Origin of the sequence: uncultured Lamprocystis sp., assembly GCF_903933125.1 — a bacterium.
Classification (GTDB): Bacteria; Pseudomonadota; Gammaproteobacteria; order Chromatiales; family Chromatiaceae; genus Thiodictyon.
The window spans coordinates 1-20,803 of the sequence record NZ_CAIZIZ010000579.1 but is presented as its reverse complement, the minus strand read 5'-3'; the positions used below and the strand labels follow the sequence as shown (position 1 = coordinate 20,803).

The 20,803-nt window shown below is 65.7% G+C and carries 15 protein-coding genes and 1 pseudogene; 8 read left to right on the top strand and 8 right to left on the bottom strand.

Features of this window, described 5'->3' with window-relative positions; genetic code table 11:
* From QZY03_RS31465 to QZY03_RS31455, 3 genes and pseudogenes are all read right to left on the bottom strand, one after another.
* Positions 1 to 310, bottom strand: a pseudogene (locus QZY03_RS31465) (hypothetical protein); the annotation flags it as partial.
* Between the two features lie 16 nt (positions 311 to 326).
* Positions 327 to 1,046: a GGDEF domain-containing protein gene (locus QZY03_RS31460; RefSeq protein ID WP_295588312.1), complete on the bottom strand. Its 720-nt coding sequence runs from the start codon at positions 1,044 to 1,046 to the stop codon at positions 327 to 329.
* A 64-nt stretch (positions 1,047 to 1,110) separates the two neighbouring features.
* Positions 1,111 to 1,407 (bottom strand): hypothetical protein, encoded by a 297-nt coding sequence (locus QZY03_RS31455; RefSeq protein WP_295588309.1) that lies wholly within the window; start codon positions 1,405 to 1,407, stop codon positions 1,111 to 1,113.
* A 132-nt stretch (positions 1,408 to 1,539) separates the two neighbouring features.
* Between QZY03_RS31455 and QZY03_RS31450 the strand changes: the two genes are divergently transcribed.
* Entirely contained in the window at positions 1,540 to 2,904 is a 1,365-nt protein-coding gene (locus tag QZY03_RS31450) for an FGGY-family carbohydrate kinase (RefSeq protein ID WP_295588306.1), read from the top strand.
* A 23-nt stretch (positions 2,905 to 2,927) separates the two neighbouring features.
* Here QZY03_RS31450 and prsT read toward each other — a convergent pair whose 3' ends face one another.
* From prsT to QZY03_RS31430, 4 genes are read right to left on the bottom strand one after another with little or no spacing between them, the layout of a single operon-like run.
* Positions 2,928 to 5,702 (bottom strand): XrtA/PEP-CTERM system TPR-repeat protein PrsT, encoded by a 2,775-nt coding sequence (gene prsT / locus QZY03_RS31445; RefSeq protein ID WP_295588303.1) that lies wholly within the window; start codon positions 5,700 to 5,702, stop codon positions 2,928 to 2,930.
* Between the two features lie 28 nt (positions 5,703 to 5,730).
* Positions 5,731 to 7,077, bottom strand: coding sequence for a PEP-CTERM-box response regulator transcription factor (gene prsR, locus QZY03_RS31440; protein ID WP_295588300.1), 1,347 nt, complete (start codon positions 7,075 to 7,077; stop codon positions 5,731 to 5,733).
* A gap of 12 nt (positions 7,078 to 7,089) precedes the next feature.
* A complete protein-coding gene (prsK, locus tag QZY03_RS31435) occupies positions 7,090 to 9,195 on the bottom strand; it encodes an XrtA/PEP-CTERM system histidine kinase PrsK (protein ID WP_295588298.1) in 2,106 nt (701 codons plus the stop codon).
* Positions 9,196 to 9,200: 5 nt separating this feature from the next.
* Positions 9,201 to 10,574 (bottom strand): TIGR03013 family XrtA/PEP-CTERM system glycosyltransferase, encoded by a 1,374-nt coding sequence (locus tag QZY03_RS31430; protein ID WP_295588296.1) that lies wholly within the window; start codon positions 10,572 to 10,574, stop codon positions 9,201 to 9,203.
* Positions 10,575 to 10,823: 249 nt separating this feature from the next.
* Between QZY03_RS31430 and QZY03_RS31425 the strand changes: the two genes are divergently transcribed.
* Both QZY03_RS31425 and QZY03_RS31420 read left to right on the top strand, forming a co-directional pair.
* The gene (locus tag QZY03_RS31425; protein ID WP_295588293.1) at positions 10,824 to 10,988 is read left to right on the top strand and encodes a hypothetical protein; all 165 of its coding nucleotides are present in this window, start codon (positions 10,824 to 10,826) and stop codon (positions 10,986 to 10,988) included.
* Between the two features lie 77 nt (positions 10,989 to 11,065).
* Positions 11,066 to 12,073 carry an NAD-dependent epimerase gene (locus tag QZY03_RS31420; protein WP_295588291.1) on the top strand — a complete coding sequence of 336 codons (1,008 nt, stop codon included), beginning with the start codon at positions 11,066 to 11,068 and terminating at the stop codon, positions 12,071 to 12,073.
* A gap of 8 nt (positions 12,074 to 12,081) precedes the next feature.
* Here QZY03_RS31420 and QZY03_RS31415 read toward each other — a convergent pair whose 3' ends face one another.
* Positions 12,082 to 12,993 carry a recombination-associated protein RdgC gene (locus tag QZY03_RS31415; RefSeq protein WP_295588289.1) on the bottom strand — a complete coding sequence of 304 codons (912 nt, stop codon included), beginning with the start codon at positions 12,991 to 12,993 and terminating at the stop codon, positions 12,082 to 12,084.
* Between the two features lie 103 nt (positions 12,994 to 13,096).
* Between QZY03_RS31415 and QZY03_RS31410 the strand changes: the two genes are divergently transcribed.
* From QZY03_RS31410 to QZY03_RS31390, 5 genes are read left to right on the top strand one after another with little or no spacing between them, the layout of a single operon-like run.
* Positions 13,097 to 14,275 (top strand): hypothetical protein, encoded by a 1,179-nt coding sequence (locus QZY03_RS31410; RefSeq protein WP_295588286.1) that lies wholly within the window; start codon positions 13,097 to 13,099, stop codon positions 14,273 to 14,275.
* A gap of 1 nt (position 14,276) precedes the next feature.
* A complete protein-coding gene (locus QZY03_RS31405; protein WP_295588284.1) occupies positions 14,277 to 15,458 on the top strand; it encodes a hypothetical protein in 1,182 nt (393 codons plus the stop codon).
* A 52-nt stretch (positions 15,459 to 15,510) separates the two neighbouring features.
* The gene (locus tag QZY03_RS31400; RefSeq protein WP_295588283.1) at positions 15,511 to 18,393 is read left to right on the top strand and encodes a hypothetical protein; all 2,883 of its coding nucleotides are present in this window, start codon (positions 15,511 to 15,513) and stop codon (positions 18,391 to 18,393) included.
* 3 nt (positions 18,394 to 18,396) lie between these two features.
* A complete protein-coding gene (locus tag QZY03_RS31395) occupies positions 18,397 to 19,269 on the top strand; it encodes a hypothetical protein (protein WP_295588280.1) in 873 nt (290 codons plus the stop codon).
* A gap of 50 nt (positions 19,270 to 19,319) precedes the next feature.
* Positions 19,320 to 20,612 carry a hypothetical protein gene (locus QZY03_RS31390; RefSeq protein WP_295588278.1) on the top strand — a complete coding sequence of 431 codons (1,293 nt, stop codon included), beginning with the start codon at positions 19,320 to 19,322 and terminating at the stop codon, positions 20,610 to 20,612.
* Positions 20,613 to 20,803 lie beyond the last annotated feature (191 nt).

Below are 20,803 nucleotides of genomic sequence, written 5' to 3'. Positions count from 1 at the left end.
CGCAGCAGTTCCAAATTTGGGTGGCCGCCGCCAACAGCGTGTCGGCAGCGAGGCCGATGGTGGATGCGCTGCGCTTATCCACCCTACGAAACCGGCTCCGTTGTAGGGTGGATAAGGCGTGCCGCTCGGTCTCGGGGACTCGGCACGGCGGTCGCGCGCGCCGCATCCACCAGAGGTCGCGCGGTGCCGCCCAAATTTGGAATTGCTGATCACTGCGCTTCCAGTGAGCGGGCAGACGACCCTGTCGTTCGACGGAGGAAGCCGCCAGCCGCTGACCGCTCGCTTCCGGTGCACGACGAAGCACGAGCATGCACCGCCTTCGCCCATCAAACGCCTTGGTGGCCAGCCCGACCGTCGGCGAACTCCACGCGATTGCGTCCGCCTTGTTTGGCGCGGTAAAGCGCCTCATCGGCCCGCCGGATCAGCCCGTCGAGCGGTTCATGCTGGCGGCGTTCGGCAACGCCGATGCTGACCGTGACGCTCAAGGACAACCCCGGCCCCAGGGCGAAAGGATGACACTCAATAGCGCTGCGAATACGCTCCGCGTACTCGGCGGCACCGACGGAGGTGGCCCCCACCAGAAACAAGATGAACTCCTCGCCGCCGTAGCGCACCGGGATGTCGGCCTCCCGCACGCCGTTGCGCAGGACTTCGGCCACCTGCTTCAGGACCTCGTCCCCCACGCCGTGACCGTGGGTATCGTTGACGCGCTTGAAGTGGTCGACATCCACCATCACCGCCGCCACCGGGGCGCTCGCGTCGCGGTCATGGAGACTGCAAAAGGCCTCCGCGTGCAACCGGTGCCCCGCCATCAAGGGGTCATCCTCATGGGCTTGCGCCCAGTCCTCCCGGCTCTTGCCCAGGATGCGCGTCACATCAGGCGGGGCATCGCCGACGAAACCGGAGAAGCGGGTTTCGTGGGACAGGGTGAGGACCTGATCGCCGTCGATCAGGGCGTAATAGTCGATCCGGTCGGCCGGGAGGTTGCTCTGCACGACCTGGAAAAGCTGATCGGCGATGTCGCGAAAATCGCGGTACAGGAGCATGGTCTGGGTGATTTCGCGCAGTGTCCGGTTCAGCCGCGAGAGCTTGACGAAGTCTGTATTTTCCTTAGCAAACAGATAGATACCGCAGTCCAGGTGGCGCAGCTTGTCGATCTTGATGGTGGCAGACGAAATAGCGGATATTGGTGAACGGGATCACCTCTTCGACCTTGCGCATGGTCCCGGCAAAGGTCAAGCGCGAACCGGGGTCGAACAGCACCGATTGGTCTCCCTGTTCGAGCAGATACACATGGCACTGAAAGACATCGTCGTCCAGCACATGCCCAACCCACCAGACGCGCGGCGCGATCTGCACGGCATGCTGGGTGTCGACGCCGACGAGATGGGTAAGGTTCGTATCCATGGGGATTTCCCTTGCAGGGTCCGGACGCGGGGTGGCGTCGGGAGCGGTTTGGGACAGTCGCCCGAAGACTGTCGATTGTACCCGGTCCGCCCCGGCGCGTCGGACGACAATGCAATGAAAGCGCCGCGTCAAATGACCGCACAAGAAATGACCCTACCGGAAATAGCAGTACAAGAAATAAGTGAATCGCTGCCTTATTGGATCGGTATCGACCTCGGTACCTCGGGCTGCCGGGCAGTGGCGGTGGACGCCCGCGGCGTGACGCTGGCGGACGCCCGCGTGGCGTTGCCGCCGCCGGAGCGCCCCGCGCCGGGCTGGTCGCAACAGGATCCCGCGATCTGGTGGGCGGCCGTGTGCCGCGTCCTGCGTGCGCTGGCCGCCCAGCTGCCCGGTCGCCGCAGCGCGGGCCTGGCGGTGGACGGAACCTCCGCCTCCCTGTTGCTTGCCGCCCTCGACGGCACGCCGCTGGGTCCGGCCCTGATGTATAACGATCGCCGCGCGATCACGGCCGCCGCGGTGATCGACCGGGCAGCACCGGCGCAGAGTCCGGCACGCGGGCCGACCTCGAGCCTGGCGAAGCTGATCCACCTGGCAGCGGAGCACACCGGACCATACGACCTCCTGGCCCTGCATCAGGCGGACTGGGTGAGCGGACGGCTCGCCGGCCGCTGCGGCCGCAGCGACTGGAATAACGCGCTGAAGTTGGGCTTCGATGCGACCGGTCTGCTGTGGCCGGAGTGGGTCCGCACGTGCCTGCCGACACGCGTCCGCCTGCCGAAGGTAGTTGCGCCCGGACACCCGATCGGTACCCTGGATCCCGCCCTGGCGGACGCCCTGGGCTTGTCATCAGCGACCGTGATCTGCGCGGGGACCACCGACAGCACCGCGGCAGTGATCGCCGCCGGCGTCGGACAACCCGGCGATGCGGTGAGCTGCCTGGGTTCCACCCTGGTTCTCAAACTGCTCTCGCCGCAACCGATCGACTCGGCCCGACACGGCGTCTACAGCCACCGCTTCGGCGACAGTTGGCTGGTGGGTGGGGCGTCCAACAGCGGCGGGGCCGTCCTCTTGCAGCACTTCAGCCTGGACGAGATCCGCACCTTGTCGGCACAGCTCGACACCACCCGCACCAGCGGTCTCGATTATTATCCCCTGCCCGGTCCCGGCGAGCGCTTTCCCCGCTATGATCCGACGCTGGCACCCCGGCTCGCACCACGCCCGGCGGATCGCGGACGCTTCCTGCACGGCCTGTTGGAGGGGATGGCCGCCATCGAGGCCGACGGGTATCGGCTGCTGCGCGAACTGGGTGCACCGCCGCCGCGGCGAGTGATCAGCATCGGCGGCGGCGCCGCCAACCCCGCCTGGACCGCATTGCGAGAACGCGCCCTGGGGGTCCCGGTGGTCATGGCCGAGCACCAGGAGGCAGCTTACGGCAGTGCCTGTCTGGCGCTACGCCCCTGGCCCGGAACCTCGGCATCCTGTCCGGACCGCACTTAATCGTGGCGCGCGGGGGCCACGGATCAACCACCCAGTTTCTTGAGCAACGCCGCCGCATCCGCGGCCTGCGCCGAGTTGGGGTTGTCACGCAACACCTTGCGCAGCACGCCGATCGCCTCGTCGTTGCGTCCCAGACTCTCGAGGGCGACGGCCACGTGATAGCCGATCTCGGTTTGGGTCGGGAACGCCAGGTAAGCCTGTTGCAGGATCGACAACCCATCCTCCTTACGGCCCGCGTTGTACAGGATCCAGCCATAGGTGTCGGCGATCTCCGGTCGGCTCGGCGCCAGATCGTAGGCCTCCTTAGCGGTGGCCTGCGCCCGCGTATCACCCTGGGCGTAGTAGAGCCAGGCAAGATTGTTCAGCAGCAGCGCATTCTTCTCGGGCGTCTTCGCCACCACGGACTCATAGATCGCGATGGCATCCTGCGCACGCCCCGCCTGCTGCAGTAAGAGCCCCAGCGTCGCCTGGACATCCAGGTCATCGGGGTTGGCTTTAACCCACTCGTCGAGCAGCGCCACGGCGCCGGCGGTATCGCCGGTTTGACTCATGACGTCGGCGAGTTGCCGCGCTCCCAGGCTCGTCTTTTCGTACGCAAACGCCGTCTTGAATGCCGCAACCGCGGCCTTGGGGTCGCGCCTGGCAACCTGGACGCTGCCTTCGATCCGATAGCCGACCGCCCCCTCCGGGAGGGCCTGCTGCAGGTCCCTGGCGGTCTGCAGCGCCGCCTCGGTATCGCCGGCCTCCAGCGACACCGAGGCCAGCGCCACCTTGGCATCCACGAAATCGGGCTTGAGCGCCAGCGCTTGCCGAAACGCCTTCTGTGCACCGGACTGGTCTTGTCCTTTCCAGCGCGCCCCGCCCGCGAGGTAATGGAGCTGCGGGTCGTTCGGGTTTTTTTGGAGCAGCAGGTCGAATGAACGGATCGCATTGGGAACCTGATCACCCAGGGTCTGGGCGCGCGCCAGCATCAGGAGCACCGCTTGGTCGTCAGGGAAGCGGGCACTCAGTTCGCTGGCCACGGCCAGGGCCTTGAGATAGTCTCCTTGGGTCATGTGGAAACGGGCCAGGAGGAGCCCGGGTTGGGCCGCGGCCGGATTGGCCTCCTTGGCGCGCTCCAGGGCGGCCACCAGGGCGTCCGGATCGTTGCGCAGCTCGGCCAGGGCGGCCTGGCCCATCATGGCGCCCAGGTGCTGTGGATCGGCCTTGAGCACCTGATCATAGCGCCGCGCCGCGGCGTCGAGATCCTTGTTCGCGACATCGATCCGCGCCAGATTGATTTCGGCGGTGAGGAATGCGGAGTCCACCGCCAGGGCCTTTTCGAAACGCTCACGGGCACTCGGCAGATCCCCCTTGGCCAGGTACGCGAGACCGGTCAGGTTGTAGGCGATCGGCGACTCGGCCCGCCGCTGCTCGAGGCGCTTGCTGGCCTCCAACGCCTGCTCGTACTCCTGTTTCTTCAGATGGGCAAGCACCAGCAACACATCCGCTTGCAGGATGTCCTGGCCCAAGTCGACCGCTGATTGCAATGCATCGATGGCCTTGCCGGTCTCGCCGCCGGCCAGCAGGGACAACGCCAGTTGCGTGCGCAGCGCAGCCACGTCCGGAGCTTTTTCGACGGCCCGGTTGAGCCATTCCTGTCCCCGCTCCTGATCCCCCTGCAGCATATAAGCGCTGCCCAGCAAAGCGAGGGTTTGCGGGTCCCCATCCTGAGCGACGGGCTCCAGGATCTGAATCGCGCGCTCCGGCTCGCGCTGCTTGATGCGCGTCGCCGCCAGCACCTTACGGGCCTGGAGATTGCCCGGCGTCGCCTTGACGACGTTACTCAGATACTCGTCGGCGGTCTCCAGTTCGCCTTCACTGTAGCGAATGATGCCGAGCAGCAACTGGCTCTGCAGGTGACCGGGGATGGCGGACAGGACCTGATCGAACGACTCGCCCGCATGTTTCCAGTCGCGTTCCTGAAATTGGATGACACCGCGCAGATAGCGCGTCAGCGGGACGTCCGGTTGCAACGCGTCGGCCGCGGCCAACTCCTTGCGCGCCTCGTCCAACTGCTGCATACCGATCAATGCCGTGGCCCGACCCAGGCGGGCTGCCAAACGCCGCGGATCGACGGCCAGCACCCGGTCGAACAAAGCCAGGGCGGCCGCGTTGTCTCCCGCGATGCGATAGGACTCGGCCCGGATCAGCAAGGCTTCGGGGTTGTCGGGAAACTGCCGCAGGAAGTCATCCGCGGCGCTGACCGTCGCCGCCTGGTCACCCTCCTTGAGCGCGACCCGCAGCAGTCCCAGACCGGCCAACTCGCTGTTGGGGTCCAGGGCCAAGGCCTGGCGATAGCCGGCACGCGCAACTTCGGGTTTGTCCTGCCCCAGCGCGGCATCACCACGCAGAATCAAGGCGCGCACCCGATCAGCGGCGGATAAGTCGACGGCGGCATCCAAACGCGCCAGGGCCTCGTCATATTTTGCCTGGGCGATCAGAGCCGCAACCAATTCGAGCCGCCACAAGGACGCATCCGCCCCCAGTTCGCTCGCGCTGCGCAGTTCCTTCTCCGCGGCCGCGCCATTGCCGACTTGCAGATAGATCTGCGCCAACAAGAGGCGGGCGGCGGCATCATTCGGGTCTTTCTGTAACCTGTTCTTCAGCTCGATGGTGGCTGATCGCAGGTCACCTTTCTCGAAAAAAACACGGGCCTTGTCCGTGGACTCGGCGGCCGCGGATGCGCTGCCGGCCAAGCCCACCACCAGCGCCAGCGCCGCCGCCAGGCGACGCACGGTCAATTTTCTCAAAGCCATGCCAGTCACCTCTCTCAAGCGTACGGGTTCAGCAGGACAAGTCATGTTTCTTCATCAGATTGTAAAGTGTCGGACGGGTCACGCCCAAAAGATCGGCGGTGCGTGAAATGTTGTTCTCCGTGATGATCATGGCCCGCTGGATCGCCCGCTGCTCGGCGCGATCCCGGATCTCGCGCAGATTGAATGGCTCCTGGGGGGCCAGCGTGTCGTCGAGATCCAGATCCTCGGGGCTGAGTTCAGTCCCGTCGGCCATGATCACGGCACGCTTGATCCGGTTCTCCAGTTCCCGGACATTGCCCGGCCAGGAATATTGTTCAATCAGGCGTAACGCGTTGGCGGTGAAACCCCGGATAGGCCGCTTGTGCTGCATGGCAAAACGGCGCAGAAACGCGCGCGCCAGCACCACGGCATCACCGCCGCGGGCACGTAGCGGTGGTACCACAATACTGGTCTCGTTGATGCGGTAGTAGAGGTCTTCACGGAAGCGGCCCTCTTTGATCAGTGCCAACAGGTCCTGATGAGTCGCACACACGACGCGCACGTCCACCGGAATCTCCCGCCGTCCGCCGACCCGCTCGATGACCCGCTCCTGGAGAAACCGCAGAAGCTTACACTGCAGGGCCAACGGGAGGTCACCAATTTCATCAAGGAACAAGAGCCCGCCTTCGGCAAGCTCAATTTTGCCCGGCGTGCTCTTGACGGCCCCGGTAAAGGCGCCCTTCTCGTACCCGAACAACTCGCTTTCCAGCAGGTTCTCGGGGATGGCCGCGCAGTTGATCGCCACCAATTTCTTATCAGTACGGTCGCTCAGCGAATGCAGTATCCGCACCAGGATTTCCTTACCCGTACCGCTCTCGCCCAGGATCAGGGTCGTGGCATCGGTCGGTCCCAATTTCTCGACCGTGCGGCAGACCTTGAGCATCTCGGGGCTGACCGCGATCAACTCGCGAAACGGGGAGGTCGAGGCCGCTGAAGACAGTTTGCGGTTCTCCGCTTCCAGCCAATTCAGACGGCCGGCGCGCCCCACCATGAGCGCCAGAATTTCCGGATCGATCGGTTTCTCGTAAAAGTCGTAGGCACCCATGCCAATGGCACGGACCGCGTTGCCGCGATCATTATGACCGGTGACCACGATCACCTTGATGGTCGGGGCGATCGTCAGAATCTCCGCCAAGGTGCGGTAGCCCTCACTGACCCCGGCGGGATCCGGCGGCAGCCCGAGATCGAGCATCACCACCCCCGGTTCAAAACGCCGCACCTCCGCGAGCGCGCCCTCCCGGTCACCCGCGACGGCAATCTCAAAACGCTCGAAGATCCAACGCAACTGGACCCGCAGTCCAAGATCGTCTTCGACGATCAACAACCGGCTGTTCATTTCGTCCATCGTTCAACCCGCTGAAACGGCAAACTCGGCCTGCGCCTCGACCCCCTCGGCCGGAACCAGGATCCGGAACACGGTACCATGTCCGGGTGCGCTTTCCACGAAGACCTGCCCACCGATCGAAACGATGAATTCACGCGCTTCATAGGCGCCGATGCCCATGCCGGTGAGTCCCTTGGTCGAATCGAACGGCGTGAACAGTCGCTCCCGGACAAAGTCGGCATCCATCCCGACACCGTCGTCGCAGACTTCGATGACCGCCGCGGCGCCGGACTGCTGGAGTCGCACCACCACGCGACCCTCCCGCGAGGTGGCCTCCTGTGCGTTCTGCACCACGTGGGAGATGACCGACGTCAAACGGTCAGGGTCGACGCAGATGTTCAATGGGATCTGCACCGCCATGTCCAGCACCGGCACCGGATGCTGGACCGCACGCGCGCGGACCACCTCCGTCACCACCAATCGCAGGTCCACTTGGGAGCCCGCGGCGCGCTGCTGCTGGTCGCGGAGTTGCGCCAGCAGCCGACTCATCTTATCCACTGAATGCTTGATGGTATCGATCGCGTCGTCCACGAAGGCCGGGTTCTGGCGGTGGCGCTCGGCATTTTTCACGACCAGCGAAAGCTGCGCAATCAGGTTCTTGAGATCATGGACCACGAACGCGGACAACCGGTTGAAACCCTCGAATTGACGCGCAACCGCTAGCGCACGGGCGGCGCGATCGAGCGCCAGGTAACTCGACGCCTGACGCCCGGCAGTCGTCAGCATATCCATGACCTCCCAGTTGACGACCTGCGGGGCGCGCGGACGCACCAGAATGACGAAGCCCAGCAGGGCGTCGTCGTGCTGCAGCGGCACGATCAGCCACAACCGCTCGTCCGCGAGCAGCCCGGCCGGTACCTCGAATCCGTCATAGGCATCGGGATCACGACGCAACGCCCCGAGATTGATCACCGCATGACGCTGCTCCAGAAACGCTGCCAGTTGAGTCATATCGGTGCCTTTGTCCACCGTCGCCTCCGCCAGGTTCCAGGCCCGCGCGTGTTCGTACCGCCCACCGTCGTTGCGCAGCCAAAGCACACCGCCGGGACTATCGACAAGTTCAGCGAGCGCAAAGACCACCCGCTGCGGCAACGTCGCCTGAAGCGCCCTGCCGGATAACACATCGATCAGCCGCAGCCACTCCTCCCGATAGTCATACCGGTGCGTGAAAAAATGCTTGCTGACGAATACCTTGAGCCGCGACCGCAGGTGTCCCGAGAACAGCAGCACGACCAGGACCATCCCCGCACCAAAGAAAAATGCCATCTGAATGGCGGCGCTCCACGCGCCGCCGTAATAGCGGATGTAATAGCCGACGAGGGCCATAACGAGCAAATAGACACCGGCCGCGAACAAGGCCGTGGAATGGAAAACAGCCGTGCGCGAAACTAAAAGATCGAACGACCACTGCGGATTCCGCGCCGCCGAAATACCGATCAGCGGTGCGGCCAACACGCTGGCCGCGCCGCGGGCAAGCCAGATTTCCTGATCCAGGCGCTGAAACAGCAAGGCATCGGCGAAAAAAAAGAAGTCGAACGCGAAGAGCCCCCCAACACCCAGACAAAGGTACTTGATCCCCCAGCGATGCTGCCAGGGCGTATTACGGAAAACCTGCTCGATGAGTACCAGACCGGCTACCGCGATCAACAACGCGAAGACCAGCCGCATCACGCCGGGCTCGACGCCAATCCAGGGCCGTACCCAGGCCCCGAACCCATTCAGCGGCAACACCAGCAGCAGCGTGACCATCAGCGCGCCGAATCGCACCCGCCGCAGCAGCCGCGTGCGCGCGCTATGGCCGGCGGCCTGCACCTCCAGCAACCGGATTAAAAACAGAACCCAGGCCAGGTTGCGGAATGCCTCGCAGATCCAGATCCATTCAATCGGCAAGGTGTAGGAGGTCGCCTGCCAGGCGAGGAATCCCGCCCACAGGGCACTGGTGAAGACGGCGAAAACCAGGAGTCCGCCCTGTAGTCGGCCACGCCAGCCAGTGAGCAAGACCAGACCGAGCAGCGTGAAGAGCAACGCGCAGAGTCCGTACCCCAGTACGCCGATCAGGCTGGTGGTCATGCCAATCAGCGCGCACCTTTGCTGAACAACACAACCTCGACCGTTTGCAACAGGATGACCAAATCGAGGATCAGGCCGGCGTGTTTGACATAGTAGAGGTCGTATTCGAGCTTGCGTCTGGCATCTTCCGCATCGGACCCGTAAGTGACGAGGAGCTGTGCCCAGCCGGTGACTCCGGGCTTGACCCGATGACGCTCCGCGTAATACGGAATGCTGGCCGATAATTCCTGCACGAATTCGGGACGTTCGGGGCGCGGCCCGACCAGACTCATCTCACCCTTGAAGACATTGAAGATCTGCGGCAGTTCATCCAACCGCGTCTTGCGAATGAATGAGCCGAGCGCGGTAATACGCGCATCGTTCTTGGCCGCCCAGCGCGCGACCCCGTCGGCCTCCGCGTCAACCCGCATACTGCGGAACTTATGGACATGGAAGAGCCGGCCATGCTGCCCGACGCGCACCTGGTGATACAGGATCGGATCCCGCCCGCGTGACTCGATGAGACTGGCGATGGTGACCAGCAGCATCAGTGGGAAGGCGACGCTCAGCATCACGAGCGCCGCCGTCACATCGAACAGTCGTTTGGTCAGTCGACCTCCCAAACTCATCCGGAACCCATTGGTCGAGAAAAAGATCCAGCTGGGATAAAGCAGGTTGATCTTGATGAGATGAAGCTCTTTCTCGAAAAATGACAGCAGATCCAGCACCTCGAATCCGCTCAACTTACAATCGACCAATTCATCGACCGGCAGCTTACCCCGCTGATCGTCGGCGGCCACCACAATTTCATCGACTGAATACGCCATGGCCAATTCCAGCAACGATCGATCCGCGGGCAGCAATGTGGCGTGGTCGACTGTCACCTGGCTGCGCGGCAGCTGGACGTAGCCCACCACCAGAAAACCCTGGTTCTTGCCATGCTCCAACGCGTCGGCAATCGCGTGCGCGTTGACGCCGGCACCCAGCACCAGCACGCGACGCCGACGCGACTCAACGTCGACCTGACGCGCGAACAATGCACGCACCAGACTGATACCGATGAATGAAAAAGCCAGACTCAGCCCGACAACGCCGCGTCCCATGAATAGCACCGGCACCGCGTAGAAGCCGACGGCCAGCAGTACCAACCCCAACACGAAGGCCAGACCCAACCGAACGCCGAAGCCCGCCTCCGCTTCTTGGGCGCCGCGCTGGTAAAGCCCCATGGAAAGCATGGCCACGCTCATGCCGACGGCGAAAAAAAGACCGGTGGCAACCCAGGAAGCGGGCGAGACATTGGGCGGAAGCACCCATCCGAACCGAAAAAAGGCGCCGAACTGGGACGCCAGAAAAAAAACGATCGCCTCAAAAACGCCGAGGTAGACGTAAGTTCTCGACACGTTCTTATCCTATATCTATACACCCCTTCGCCCACCGAGTTAACGCGACCCACTGTGCGGCGACCCCCACGCGCACACTCGGCGACGACGCGGTTTCAGGCTCCAGCATCCTATCACAGACGGCGCGGCACCCAAGTCAAGCCTTCGCCGGGACGGCAAGCGCCGTGGTCGCAATGGGGTCGACGCACTGTTAAGATATCAGGCGACAGGTGAATTCGGTTCCCCATGCCGGCGCGGGAGCAAGCGGCGATGATCCTGGAAACCAAGCACAGCGTGCGCGGCGGCGTGGTGGGTCCCGGCGATGTCGGACCGCGCCGCCTGGCAGTCGCGTTCGGAAAACGCTGCGCGACTGTCGGCTTCGATATCAACGGGGCACGCATCGCCGACCGGATCGCGTCCCGGAACAGTGCGTGATCGTGGCCGGACTCCATAAAACATGAAGCAACTCGTCTCCAGGGAGCAGGTGGACGGGCGGCGGTGAGGCTGAATCGATGAAAGTCTTGATCACCGGCAGCGCCGGTTTTATCGGCTCCAACCTGGCCTTGCGGCTGCTGGAGCGCGGCGATCAGGTCATCGGGGTCGACAACCTCAATGATTATTATGATGTCGCCCTCAAGGAAGCGCGGCTGGCCCGCACCCTGGATCACCCGGCCTACACGGATCTCCGCATCGATATCGAGGACAGCGCCCTGATGCGTGAGGTCTTCGCGACCCATCGGCCGGAACGGGTGGTGAATCTTGCCGCGCAAGCCGGCGTGCGCTATTCGATCGAGAACCCGATGGCCTATGTCGCGACCAATCTGGTCGGGTTCGCGAATGTCCTCGAGGGCTGTCGTCATACCGGCGTTGAGCACCTGGTCTACGCCTCCAGCTCGTCCGTCTACGGGGCTAATACCAAGATGCCCTTTTCGGTCAGACACAATGTCGACCATCCGGTGAGTCTGTATGCCGCAAGCAAGAAAGCCAACGAGTTGATGGCGCACACCTACAGCCATCTGTACGGCTTACCGACAACCGGTTTACGCTTCTTCACCGTCTACGGTCCCTGGGGCCGGCCGGATATGGCCCTCTTCAAATTCACCCGTGCGATCATCGCCGGCGAACCCATCGACGTCTTCAACTATGGCAAGCATCGCCGGGATTTCACCTACATCGACGACATCGTCGAAGGCGTGATCCGTGTCCTGGATCGCGTCCCCCAGGGCAACCCCGAGTGGTCCGGCGAGGCGCCTGACGCCGCCAGCAGCCGCGCGCCTTTTCGTCTCTACAACATCGGCAATAACAACCCCGTCGAATTGATGGAGTACATCGCCCTACTGGAACAAAGCCTGGGACTCAAGGCCGAGCTGAACTTGTTGCCGTTGCAGCCGGGGGATGTGCCCGACACCTATGCCGACGTGAGTGAACTGGTGCGCGATACGGGCTATCACCCCAACACCTCGGTCGCCGATGGGGTCGCCCGCTTCGTCGCCTGGTATCGGGACTTCTACCAGGTGTGAGCCGCGGCTCAGGCGGCCGGGGCGGTGTCACCCATCAAACCGAACAAGGTGTCGAGACGCGCGATCAACTCCCGCAATTGCAACGCCATCAGGGCGAATTCCGCGTCCAGCCGCGCGGCCGGATCATCGCCGTCGTCGAGTTCGTCGAGCAAGGCATCGCCAACCCGCAGACGCTTGAGCGACAGATCGTCAGCCAGCACAAAGGCCAGTCGCTCGTCCCACTCCAGCGCCAGCTTCACCACCTGCATACCGGCACGCAGATGATTGAGAATCTCCTCACTGCCAAGATCCTGACCCTTGCAGCGGATCACGCTGCCGCTGTCCTCGCTGTCGCGCAGTTCACAGGCATCGGCAGGGACGAAATCGGCAGGAGCGCCGCCGTCCAACAGCCAAGCCGTGAGAATCCCCGCGGGCGGCTGCCGCGGGGCCGGGGGTTTGGCCGGCAGCGTCTCCAGGGTCTGGCGCAGCATGGACACGACCTCTTCCGCCTGCTTCTCGCTCCCCGCGTCAACCACCAGCCAATCAGCCTCGGTGTCGATATAGAGCCAGGTGCGCCGCGAACGGGTGAAGGCGCGCGGCAGCATCTCCCCGACCACCTGCTCACGCAAGGCCCGCCGCTCGGAGCGGCCGACATCGCGCGCCTCGCCGGTCTCGATCTCGGCAATGCGCTCATCCACCGCCTCGGCCACGGCCGCGGACGGCAGCAGACGTTCCTGCTTGCGGGCGCACAGCAGCAGACAGCCGCCCACCCCGTGCACCAAGGCCGCCGTCTCCTCACCCAGCGGTGCGGACCAGCCCATGACCGCCGTCTCCACCGGCCCGCACGGCCGGAACCGGCGCGTCCCCAGCAGTTCCTCCAGTGCCGCGGCAGTATGGCCGAACGGCGCCCCCAAACGATAGATCCTGGCGTTCTTGAACATCGCATATCCCCTGGTGAAAAAGGGCGGGATTATGACCGAGCGGGACGGCCGGGGGTACCACAATCCTTGTCGACCACGTTTGGACGCATGGGAGAATCAGGCGATGGCCGTCGCGGGTGATCCGCAGATCGTCGCGCTGTGCCCGGAACCGCTGGCGCCGGGGAGCTTCATCGAGCGGCTCGGCACCCTGGGTCTGCCGGCCGCGACGCTCTCGATTGGCTCCCTGCTGACCCTCGTGATCGTGCTGGCGGCGGTCCAGCACAGCGCGGCGCTGCGCTCGGATTACAGCCTTCCCGCGCTGCCCGCGCGCTGGTTGTGGCTGATCGCACTAGGCTCAGCCGCCCTGGCCTGGAGCATCGTCAGCATCGGCAGTCGGCGGCCGGGTCCGTTCTGGCCGCGTCTCTGGGCCTTATCGCTGGCCCTGGCCGCATCACTCGTCGTCATCGGCACCCTGGTGCAACCCCTGGTGCCATCGCACTGGCTGCCCAGCGCGCAACTGCACGCCCTGGTGACCGCGGTCCTGGCCGCCGTGCTGTCCCTGACGCCGCGCCTGGCCCGGATCCGCCCCGACAGCGTCTGGATCGCGCGCATCGCACCGCTGACATTCCTGACAACACTGGCATTGATCCTGCCTCCAGCCCTCCTGGGTTCCTTCGACCTCAGGCAAGCCCCAGGCCCCGATCAGGTTCGCGCCATGCCGCCAACCCGCGACGCCCGCCTCCAGGATAGCGGCGGCGCGGATCAACGAGTGCTTGACCTGATGCAGCGGTTCCTGTTCGCGATCGATGGCAGGGACTATCGGGCCAGCGACATCGCGGCGCTCTGGGACATCGACCTGGCGACAGCAAAACGTTTACCGCCCGGCGGACGCAACGGCTGCATCGGTAAGGCCGCAAGCAAGACAGCCGAGTATCGCATCGACTGTGCCGCCTACGGGCCGGCAGCACGTGGCCAGGGCGCGGACCCACGTGCCGAGATCCGGATCGTTTACTCGGCTAAGGCCGGTCCACTGACCGATCGATCCCAGCCGGCCGAGATCTGGTACGCCTTCGCCATCCCGGGCGGGACGGCGCGCGCCGCTACCGACGGGCTCAAGCGGCAGACGATCAACGCGTTCTTCGACGCCTTACCCGCCGGAACTGTCGACTCCGGTCGCCGCGCCATGGTGGATCAGGGATTCAGGGTGAAACACGGCATCCGGGCATGGAAGGTTCAGCCACCGCGGATCGAACGCTACCTCGCGGACCGCGAGTGGATCGTCATCCGCGTGATTGTCGACTGACATGACCGGGCGACAGGACAATTGGGGCGACGTGGTCGAGGATGCGGGTGACCCCTGGATCAGTCTCGACGACCTGCCCTCCCCAGCAGCGCCGATCGGGACCGGACCGCCCGCGAGTGAAGCCCAGCCCCCATCCCGACCGACCGCGTGGACTCTGCTGGGCGAGGAGGTCTTCGATGTCGAACCGGAACCAGTCGGACGCTACCGCAGAGTCCAGCAACTCGGTATCCTGGGCGGCAAGGGGGTGGGTAAGAGCTATCTGTTCCAGGCGATGGTGTACCGGACCCAGCACGCACAGCGGGCCGGCGCGCTGTCTTACTTTCTCGATAACGCCGGAATCGAACTGGTGAAGACCGCGAACCCCGAGGAGCGCGCGCGCACCGTTAACCTCCAGCGTTTCAACGCGGAGTATGAAAGCTGGACCCGGCTTCCCACCACCCTGGCCGCCCATCAGCCCTGGTACCGGCTGACCCTGCCGTATCGCATCGGTCTTCTTGGCCGGTCACGTGCCGCACTGGAGGTCGAGTTCTTCGATGGGTCCGGTGAGCAGTTCTTCGAGGCCCAGGACCCGCGGCAGCGCGGGCTCTGGGCGCAGGCCTACCGTGAAGCCCGGGTGCTGGCATTCTGTCTGCCGCTGTGGGCCGCATTCCCCGCGGCTGACCTGTCCACCGCGGCGCGACGGGAGCGCGACGAGATCATCGCGTCATTCCACGACGTGGTACAGAATTACAAGGATATGCGCCGGCACCTCAAGCTCAAGGCACCGGTGCGCACCATCCTGGCCCTGACCATGGCCGACGACCGCCGCTGTGCCCTGACCGCCTTGCGCGACACCTGGATTGCCGGTTATCTGCAACGACCGGAGGCCTTCCTGGCACAGACCCGCACCGGTCGGGGCGTCGCACGTTATCTGGCCAATGCGCGCCGGGTCTCGCGCAGCCTGCTGGACGCCTTTGCCGCGGCCCGGTCGCCAGGGATCGCCGGCATCCCGAACCTGCTGCGCTTCGGCGCCGACCGGCCCTGGCTGATTCCGGTCAGCGCGATCCACGGCGACGCCCTGGACGCCCTGGAGCGCGCCTACCCCAACCCCGACGACCGCCCGGCGCGCCTGCCCCCGGTCCCGGTGCATGTGGAACTGCCGCTGCTCGTGGCACTCTGCGAGCACGGGAACGCCCTGATGTGAGCCCGGATGTGCGCGCCGATCAGAACCCCGATCAGAACCTGGACGTAAACGCGTGATCCCCACCAGCCTCAACGTCTACCGCGGCCAAACCGATCAAGGCATCGGCGAGGCCGGCACCCCGATCCGGCGGGGCGAACAATTCATCGCCGCGGACGCGCCGCTGCAAGCCGATCCCAACCTGCTGCACGCGATCCGCGATTGGCTGACCCTCGATGCCACCACCGGCGACCAGGGCCGGCTCCAGGAGCGTCTGGCGGGCTGGTCCTGCTTCCCCCGCGGTCCCTACTATTTTGTCTGTCGCCTGAGTCCCGCCGGGAAGTACGACCGCCGCGAGGCCTACTTCGCGCACGGCCGCGCCTGGCCATTGACCGCCTTTGCGGCGGATTTCGATCCCGGGCTCTATCTCGGCAACGACGCGGCCTTTCTCAGTCAGGTGCCGGACACGGCCGTTGCCCTGCCGCCGGCAACCGCCGAACCCCTGGACCCGATCCTGACGAACCCGGGGCTCACCGTCAGCCTGATCGCTCATCTGTTTCACGGGATGGTCACGGGCTATCCGGTGATCATGGCCGTCCCGCTGACCGACTTCACCGCCGCGGCCCCGCTGGCGCGCATCGTCGCCTTCGCCCGCGGGGCGCTGCCTGGACGACTGCGCCGCCGCTGTCGGATCCGTCTCTTCAGCCGCAACCCACAGCGGTTTCTGGAGACAACCCGAGCCACCGGCGACGGGAATGGGGACCGGGCGGACCTCCTGGTGATCCCCGAGGAGCTGGCGGTTGCGGCCCTGACCGCGGCCAGGCGCCGGGCGCTGCTGCTCGATGCCCAGGGTGAGCGGCGCGATGGACCCGAACCTGCAGCCGGACTGCTCGACTATGCCCGCGCCGTGCTCGACAGCGCCCGCCGCTTTCCCGCCCACCTCACGGCCTTCGGCGAACGCTTCGATCAATTCTGGACCGACCCCGGCACGCTGCCCGGACCGGAGCAGACCCACTGGGTGACACTGACCTACAACACGGCGGTTGCCCTGGCCGGCACCGAAGCACAGTGCGGCAGCCTGTTCGCGAACTATCTGCTCAATCAGGCCCGCGCCGCCGCTCAACTGCCCTGGGCAGCACTGTTCCGCACGCAGGATTGGGCCAGGTTCCCACAGGACCCATTGATCCGCTTCATCCTGCGGGCCGATGAGGACCGCAGCGTGGGCGAACGCCACCTCCAGGACGTCCTGACCACCGCCTTTCAGGAACGCGGGGTGACGCTCGATGCGGGCCTCGCGGCCTGGTGGGATCCGTCCGATCCGGGCAAGCGCGACCGCCTGCTGGAACTCGGTGACCTGACGCCACCGGTGATCACTGCGGAACAGTCGGCCGGGCTGATCCGGACCCTGCTCGGCGACGACCTCGCCGCACTGCCGTCGTCCCGGTTGGCGGCCCTCGCCCAGGCACTGCTCGCGCACCCGCGAGTGCTGACCATGGCCGACCTGTCGACCCGTCTGAGCGCACGCCTGCAGCACCAGCCCCACATCCTGGAAGCCCTGGCTGATGACCTGGAGCGGGCAGTCGAGACCATCGACGCCGCCGCCTTCCCGGAGCGCGTCCTCGACCTCGCCGGGCTCCTGGCCCGGACGCGGCCGGCGCGGACCGCAGACCTGCAGCGCCGCTTCTGGACCGCGACCGACGCACTGGCGCAGACCCCCGACCCGGCCGGGCTGCTGGCGCATGGACTCGCCGGCCGCTGGACCATCCTGAATCTTGATGCACTGATGCGGCAGGAGCCCGCGACCACCACGGCACTGCTCATCCGCCACAACGCCTGGCTGGACTGGCGGCACGCGGCCGACCGCGCCTTGGACCAAGAGGCCCGGCGCGCGCTCGCCATGCACTGGATGACCAGCCCGAGCTTCGCCGAACTGCGCACGGATGCGGCCTGGCAGCGACCGCCCCAATGGCGCAGACACCGGACCGCGGCCGAACCGACCGTTGCAGTGGACACCACCCTGGAAACCTGGCATCAGGTGCTTGATGATCTCGGCCGCCTCACCCCCGACGACTGCCGTCTGCTCGGCCGGTCCCCGACTCATTGGCCCTGGATTCACCCATTCCAGTGGGACCAGTCCCAAGCCCTGGCCGCCCGCTGCGACAGCCTGGAGGCCCTGGCTGAATTGGTCGCGTCGCTGGTGCGCACGGCGGGCGCGGACAGCGTGACCGCACGGCTGTGGCAAGCGTCAGGACTGCCCGAGCGCCAGCCCGACGCGACCTTGGACGGGCTGCGCGACGCGGTTTCCGAGCTGTTGGAGCCCGGAATTGCGGCACGCCGCGCCCAGGCCGCATGGGTCGATGCGATCATCGCCGCGCTGGCGGGAGACTCCGGGGAAAACCACGCGCTGGACGCGCTGCGGCAGCGCCTCGCGAACCGGGCGGAGCGCGGCGCCGAGACGCATCCGCTACTCCTGATCGCTCAAGCGATCCGTGCGCTGCCCGTGGCGCAACGCGCACCCACCAGCCCCCTGATGGCGCACGGCTGGAACAACCTGCGGCAGGTCATCGCCGGGGCGAGCACCTGTTACGATTGGGCCTTGCTGACCAACGGACAACCGATCCTGCCCCTGTTCCATGTCGCCGCCATCCTGCGGCCGCAGACGCGCCGTCAAGCCGGCGGCCTGGCCCGGTGGCTCATCCATCAACCAGCCATCGCCGGGTTGCGCGTGGATCAACAGTGGTGGCAAGGACTGCTCGGCAGCGTGCTGGCGGAGACAGCGCTATCGGGCCAGGGTGCGGACCGCCGGTTCAAGCCGCCGCCTGAGGAGGCTGAAGCGACCCGGCAAGCGGCCCTGGGCCTGATCGACGCCGAGCGGGACGCACTCCCGGAAACCGCGGCCCGGGCACTCGCGTGCGCCTGGCACCACATGCAGATCGATTTTGAACCAATGAACGGATGAGCAATGAACGAACGGCTCGCCTATTTCTGCGACCGCGCGACCGCGCACTGTCATCTCTACGCCTGGCCGGGCACGGACGGGGCCGGGGCATCCTTGTATCAGGTGTTTTGCAGAGCGCCGCTGGATACCTCCCGGCTGGATCCGAACGGGTCCACGGTCGACAGCGAGACCCTGCGTCAGTGCGTCGCCGCGGCTGGCGGCGGGCTGATTGCGCAAACCAGACAGACCGACACGACAACTGAGTTGCGCGTCGCCGTGATCCCCGGCGACGGCTACGCGCCATCCACGCAATTCCTGTTGCTCAATCCAGGTGCCGAGCCGACACCGCTGCCGCTCGACAACCGCGCGCTCGCACTGGCATCAGGCACCTTCGTTCTGCTCCCCGCCACCCGCACCGATCAGTCCATCCTGGGAACCTTCCTGGAGCACCTGTACCGACTGCCGGGGGATTACCGCGGTCTCTTGCTCAACGTGCTGCGCCGACCCGGAATCGAGGCGACCATGGGACGGCTGGAGCACCGGCTCGACCGGCTCGATCGGCTGCTGGCAGCGCCGGCCGCGACTGTTCCGGAGGGCGGCGCACCACACCGGTTCGCCGACCGCTGGTCCTGGCTGCTGGCCAGTCTGTTGGTGCTGAATCTGCTCGGCGTGATCAGCCTCTGGGTCAAGATCACGACAGACCAGGCGGCAGCGCCCGTCTTCCAGATCGCGTGGCCGGACGCGACTGATGCGCCATTCCTGCCCGCGGCCACCGGATCAGCGATCGAAGCACCGTTGCCCAAGGCGAAGGATGGCCACGCGCCGCAAGAACCGGGTCTGGACCGGCACGACACCGCCGATCGCCCGGATTCAGGACGCGACGAGGCTGGTCGATAAACAACCCTTTTCGGACTGCGCGCAGCCCCGCTCCGGCCTGAGAATCGCCTATGGAATCCGATCCGCTGTCCACGATTGACCCGCACCGGCCGGTCACCACGCCGGCATCGCCCGCGACCATCACCCTGACCGTGATCCCGGAGGGCGGCAGCAACCCGGAACCGGTCGCAATCGCACCAGACGCACAGGGCCGCTGCCACTTGCATCTGGAGTGTCTCCCCGGCGCCGATGCCATCCATCTGGAGGTCGCGGTCGGTGGCACATGCCGGTTGCGCGCCGAGGTGCGCGCCCAGGCGGGCGAACGGGTGTCCCTGGACCTGCGGATCGAGACGGACGGGATACCGGCGCTGCACGCCGGCAGCCATCAGATCCTGTTCCTGCCCATCGAGCCCATCTACGGTCCGCTGCCGCCGATTCCGCCACCGCATGGGAACGAAGCCTGGGACTGCTGCCTGGTGATCGATGCCACCGCCAGGTGTTCCAGGATCGCCGAGCGCACGCGCGCACGGGGTCCCGCCGACGCGCAGAACTCAGCGGAAACCGATCGCGCGCCCGCGGACCAGCAGGAGGCGCAGGACGCCGCGCCCGCGGGCCTGGACACCTTTTTATTGAACTGCCCGGACCAGTGGGGTGCGATCGTTGAGTCCGTGGTCGAGCTGATCCGGCAACTGGGGCAGCCCGGCCCGAACTGCCGGCTCGCCGTCATCGCCTTCGGGGACGAGCCGCCGGCACCCGGCGTCTTCGCGGCCGATCTGGTCCCCCGCTTCCACCTGCTGCACCTGCCCGACAACCGCCCCGCACACCTGCTGATGCCGCTCGCGCCGGAGCGTCTGAGCGAGTTGCTGAACCGGCAGATCAAAGCGACACCGGGGGCGGATTTCGTCGACGCGCTGGCCGATGCCCTGATCGCGGCCGGCCAACTCCAATGGGGTGACCGGACCCGACGCCTGCTGGTGCTGATCGGCGACTCGCCCGGTCACGCCACGGCGCATCCGGTCCCCTATGGCGGCGATGCCCTGGCCCGCCGCGGCGATGTCGATGCCGCGGCAGCCCACCTGCACCGCGACCGCGTCACCCTCATGACCCTCTATCAGACCCCGCCCGCGGCGATCACCGCCGCCCTGCTGGAGGCCCAGAGCGCCTTGATCGATCACGCCCGCACTCAATACCGACGCCTGGCCTCGGTGCCCGAATTGGCTTTCACCACCGCCGATTTCGACCCCCAGGCCGCACTGACGACGCTGCGCGAACGCACCGCCCCACTGGGCCGCGGGCCCTGCTGGGGACGGCTGGTTCAGCACGCGGCTGAAGAGAAGCACGCTAACGCGTCAGAAAGTGATTAACCGACGAATACAATCGTTGTCGTTGTCGGAGAAGCCATTCAATTTGGTCATGACAGCAATTCCAAATTTGACCCTACCCCGTATTTGGCCGGCTTCGGGGCTTGCGCGAAGCCGGCCGCAGACCCTCCAGCATGAAGTCAAACAGGTCATCCCAGGAGTCGAAAGGCAGATACTGAGAAAGCGCGCGCAGG

Coding starts and splice junctions, on each gene's coding strand:
- QZY03_RS31460 (WP_295588312.1), bottom strand. CDS start 1,046: ATGCTCCTGTACCGCGATTTTCGCGACATCGCCGATCAGCTTTTCCAG.
- QZY03_RS31455 (WP_295588309.1), bottom strand. CDS start 1,407: ATGGATACGAACCTTACCCATCTCGTCGGCGTCGACACCCAGCATGCC.
- QZY03_RS31450 (WP_295588306.1), top strand. CDS start 1,540: ATGACCGCACAAGAAATGACCCTACCGGAAATAGCAGTACAAGAAATA.
- prsT (WP_295588303.1), bottom strand. CDS start 5,702: ATGGCTTTGAGAAAATTGACCGTGCGTCGCCTGGCGGCGGCGCTGGCG.
- prsR (WP_295588300.1), bottom strand. CDS start 7,077: ATGAACAGCCGGTTGTTGATCGTCGAAGACGATCTTGGACTGCGGGTC.
- prsK (WP_295588298.1), bottom strand. CDS start 9,195: ATGACCACCAGCCTGATCGGCGTACTGGGGTACGGACTCTGCGCGTTG.
- QZY03_RS31425 (WP_295588293.1), top strand. CDS start 10,824: ATGATCCTGGAAACCAAGCACAGCGTGCGCGGCGGCGTGGTGGGTCCC.
- QZY03_RS31420 (WP_295588291.1), top strand. CDS start 11,066: ATGAAAGTCTTGATCACCGGCAGCGCCGGTTTTATCGGCTCCAACCTG.
- QZY03_RS31415 (WP_295588289.1), bottom strand. CDS start 12,993: ATGTTCAAGAACGCCAGGATCTATCGTTTGGGGGCGCCGTTCGGCCAT.
- QZY03_RS31410 (WP_295588286.1), top strand. CDS start 13,097: ATGGCCGTCGCGGGTGATCCGCAGATCGTCGCGCTGTGCCCGGAACCG.
- QZY03_RS31405 (WP_295588284.1), top strand. CDS start 14,277: ATGACCGGGCGACAGGACAATTGGGGCGACGTGGTCGAGGATGCGGGT.
- QZY03_RS31395 (WP_295588280.1), top strand. CDS start 18,397: ATGAACGAACGGCTCGCCTATTTCTGCGACCGCGCGACCGCGCACTGT.
- QZY03_RS31390 (WP_295588278.1), top strand. CDS start 19,320: ATGGAATCCGATCCGCTGTCCACGATTGACCCGCACCGGCCGGTCACC.